Source organism: Pseudomonas sp. RL, from assembly GCF_000647775.1.
In the GTDB taxonomy this organism is placed as follows: Bacteria; Pseudomonadota; Gammaproteobacteria; order Pseudomonadales; family Pseudomonadaceae; genus Serpens; species Serpens flexibilis.
This window is the reverse complement of record NZ_JBOY01000076.1, coordinates 1-3,951: the sequence shown is the minus strand read 5'-3', so window position 1 is coordinate 3,951 and position 3,951 is coordinate 1. Positions and strand designations below refer to the sequence as shown.

Genomic DNA, 3,951 nt, shown 5'->3' with positions numbered 1-3,951 from the left:
AGGTGCTGCATGGCTGTCGTCAGCTCGTGTCGTGAGATGTTGGGTTAAGTCCCGTAACGAGCGCAACCCTTGTCCTTAGTTACCAGCACGTTATGGTGGGCACTCTAAGGAGACTGCCGGTGACAAACCGGAGGAAGGTGGGGATGACGTCAAGTCATCATGGCCCTTACGGCCAGGGCTACACACGTGCTACAATGGTCGGTACAAAGGGTTGCCAAGCCGCGAGGTGGAGCTAATCCCATAAAACCGATCGTAGTCCGGATCGCAGTCTGCAACTCGACTGCGTGAAGTCGGAATCGCTAGTAATCGTGAATCAGAATGTCACGGTGAATACGTTCCCGGGCCTTGTACACACCGCCCGTCACACCATGGGAGTGGGTTGCTCCAGAAGTAGCTAGTCTAACCTTCGGGGGGACGGTTACCACGGAGTGATTCATGACTGGGGTGAAGTCGTAACAAGGTAGCCGTAGGGGAACCTGCGGCTGGATCACCTCCTTAATCGAGACATCACCGTCTCCATAAGCTCCCACACGAATTGCTTGATTCATTGCGAAGACGATTGGGTCTGTAGCTCAGTTGGTTAGAGCGCACCCCTGATAAGGGTGAGGTCGGCAGTTCGAATCTGCCCAGACCCACCAATGTTAAGGGGCGCAGGCTTCGAGACATTGGGGCCATAGCTCAGCTGGGAGAGCGCCTGCTTTGCACGCAGGAGGTCAGGAGTTCGATCCTCCTTGGCTCCACCACTAAGTCGAAAGCACAGAAATGAGCATTCCAGTGTGAATGTTGATTTCTGGATTTTCCAGAATCGTTCTTTAAAAATTCGGGTATGTGATAGAAGTGACTTGTTGAATGTTTCACTGCATTCAGCAACTCAAGGCAAAATTTGCGAGTTCAAGCGCGAATTTTCGGCGAATGTCGTACTTCACTGATCGATCCAAGGCTGTTGTCGAGAGACAGATTGCTTGGGGTTATATGGTCAAGTGAATAAGCGCATACGGTGGATGCCTTGGCAGTCAGAGGCGATGAAAGACGTGGTAGCCTGCGAAAAGCTCCGGGGAGTCGGCAAACAGACTTTGATCCGGAGATGTCTGAATGGGGAAACCCACCTGTCATAAGACAGGTATCTTGTACTGAATCCATAGGTGCAAGAGGCGAACCAGGGGAAGTGAAACATCTCAGTACCCTGAGGAACAGAAATCAACCGAGATTCCCTTAGTAGTGGCGAGCGAACGGGGACCAGCCCTTAAGCTTCTTTAAATCTAGTAGAACGCTCTGGAAAGTGCGGCCATAGTGGGTGATAGCCCCGTATACGAAAGGTTTATAGAAGTGAAAACGAGTAGGACGGCGCACGTGAAACGTTGTCTGAAGATGGGGGGACCATCCTCCAAGGCTAAATACTACTGACTGACCGATAGTGAACCAGTACCGTGAGGGAAAGGCGAAAAGAACCCCGGAGAGGGGAGTGAAATAGAACCTGAAACCGTATGCGTACAAGCAGTGGGAGCCTACTTTGTTAGGTGACTGCGTACCTTTTGTATAATGGGTCAGCGACTTATATTCAGTGGCGAGCTTAACCGAATAGGGGAGGCGTAGCGAAAGCGAGTCTTAATAGGGCGTTTAGTCGCTGGGTATAGACCCGAAACCGGGCGATCTATCCATGGGCAGGTTGAAGGTTAGGTAACACTGACTGGAGGACCGAACCGACTACCGTTGAAAAGTTAGCGGATGACCTGTGGATCGGAGTGAAAGGCTAATCAAGCTCGGTGATAGCTGGTTCTCCTCGAAAGCTATTTAGGTAGCGCCTCATGTATCACTCTGGGGGGTAGAGCACTGTTTCGGCTAGGGGGTCATCCCGACTTACCAACCCGATGCAAACTCCGAATACCCAGAAGTGCCGAGCATGGGAGACACACGGCGGGTGCTAACGTCCGTCGTGAAAAGGGAAACAACCCAGACCGTCAGCTAAGGTCCCAAAGTCCTGGTTAAGTGGGAAACGATGTGGGAAGGCTTAGACAGCTAGGAGGTTGGCTTAGAAGCAGCCATCCTTTAAAGAAAGCGTAATAGCTCACTAGTCGAGTCGGCCTGCGCGGAAGATGTAACGGGGCTCAAACCAGGCACCGAAGCTACGGGTGTCATCTTTGATGACGCGGTAGAGGAGCGTTCTGTAAGCCTGTGAAGGTGAGTTGAGAAGCTTGCTGGAGGTATCAGAAGTGCGAATGCTGACATGAGTAACGACAATGGGTGTGAAAAACATCCACGCCGAAAGACCAAGGGTTCCTGCGCAACGTTAATCGACGCAGGGTTAGTCGGCTCCTAAGGCGAGGCTGAAAAGCGAGTCGATGGGAAACGGGTCAATATTCCCGTACTTCTAGTTACTGCGATGGGGGGACGGAGAAGGCTAGGCCAGCACGGCGTTGGTTGTCCGTGTTTAAGGTGGTAGGCCGAGATCTTAGGCAAATCCGGGATCTCAAGGCCGAGAACTGATGACGAGCGTTCTTTACGAATGCGAAGTGGTTGATGCCATGCTTCCAGGAAAAGCCTCTAAGCTTCAGGTAACTAGGAACCGTACCCCAAACCGACACAGGTGGTCGGGTAGAGAATACCAAGGCGCTTGAGAGAACTCGGGTGAAGGAACTAGGCAAAATGGCACCGTAACTTCGGGAGAAGGTGCGCCGGTGAGTGTGAAAGACTTGCTCTGTAAGCACACGCCGGTCGAAGATACCAGGCCGCTGCGACTGTTTATTAAAAACACAGCACTCTGCAAACACGAAAGTGGACGTATAGGGTGTGACGCCTGCCCGGTGCCGGAAGGTTAATTGATGGGGTTAGCGAAAGCGAAGCTCTTGATCGAAGCCCCGGTAAACGGCGGCCGTAACTATAACGGTCCTAAGGTAGCGAAATTCCTTGTCGGGTAAGTTCCGACCTGCACGAATGGCGTAACGATGGCGGCGCTGTCTCCACCCGAGACTCAGTGAAATTGAAATCGCTGTGAAGATGCAGTGTATCCGCGGCTAGACGGAAAGACCCCGTGAACCTTTACTGTAGCTTTGCACTGGACTTTGAGCCTGCTTGTGTAGGATAGGTGGGAGGCTTTGAAGCGTGGACGCCAGTTCGCGTGGAGCCATCCTTGAAATACCACCCTGGCATGCTTGAGGTTCTAACTCTGGCCCGTTATCCGGGTCGAGGACAGTGTATGGTGGGCAGTTTGACTGGGGCGGTCTCCTCCTAAAGAGTAACGGAGGAGTACGAAGGTGCGCTCAGACCGGTCGGAAATCGGTCGCAGAGTATAAAGGCAAAAGCGCGCTTGACTGCGAGACAAACACGTCGAGCAGGTACGAAAGTAGGTCTTAGTGATCCGGTGGTTCTGTATGGAAGGGCCATCGCTCAACGGATAAAAGGTACTCCGGGGATAACAGGCTGATACCGCCCAAGAGTTCATATCGACGGCGGTGTTTGGCACCTCGATGTCGGCTCATCACATCCTGGGGCTGAAGCCGGTCCCAAGGGTATGGCTGTTCGCCATTTAAAGTGGTACGCGAGCTGGGTTTAGAACGTCGTGAGACAGTTCGGTCCCTATCTGCCGTGGACGTTTGAGATTTGAGAGGGGCTGCTCCTAGTACGAGAGGACCGGAGTGGACGAACCTCTGGTGTTCCGGTTGTCACGCCAGTGGCACTGCCGGGTAGCTATGTTCGGAAGAGATAACCGCTGAAAGCATCTAAGCGGGAAACTTGCCTCAAGATGAGATCTCACTGGAGCCTCGAGCTCCCTGAAGGGCCGTCGGAGACTACGACGTTGATAGGCTGGGTGTGTAAGCGTTGTGAGGCGTTGAGCTAACCAGTACTAATTGCCCGTGAGGCTTGACCATATAACACCCAAACAATTTGCTGACAAAGCAGATTGGGTGATGGTGAAGTCGACCAAACCGAAAATTTGCAACGAACCGCAAAGCC

Annotated in this window: 2 tRNA genes and 2 rRNA genes; all 4 read left to right on the top strand. The window is 52.7% G+C overall.

The window, feature by feature from the left end:
* Nucleotides 1–498 (top strand): 16S ribosomal RNA (locus AS93_RS0113045); the annotation flags it as partial.
* Nucleotides 499–561: 63 nt separating this feature from the next.
* Nucleotides 562–638, top strand: a tRNA-Ile gene (locus AS93_RS0113040).
* Nucleotides 639–667: 29 nt separating this feature from the next.
* Nucleotides 668–743 (top strand) — tRNA-Ala (locus AS93_RS0113035).
* 231 nt (nucleotides 744–974) lie between these two features.
* Nucleotides 975–3,866, top strand: a 23S ribosomal RNA gene (locus AS93_RS0113030).
* Nucleotides 3,867–3,951: the final 85 nt, after the last annotated feature.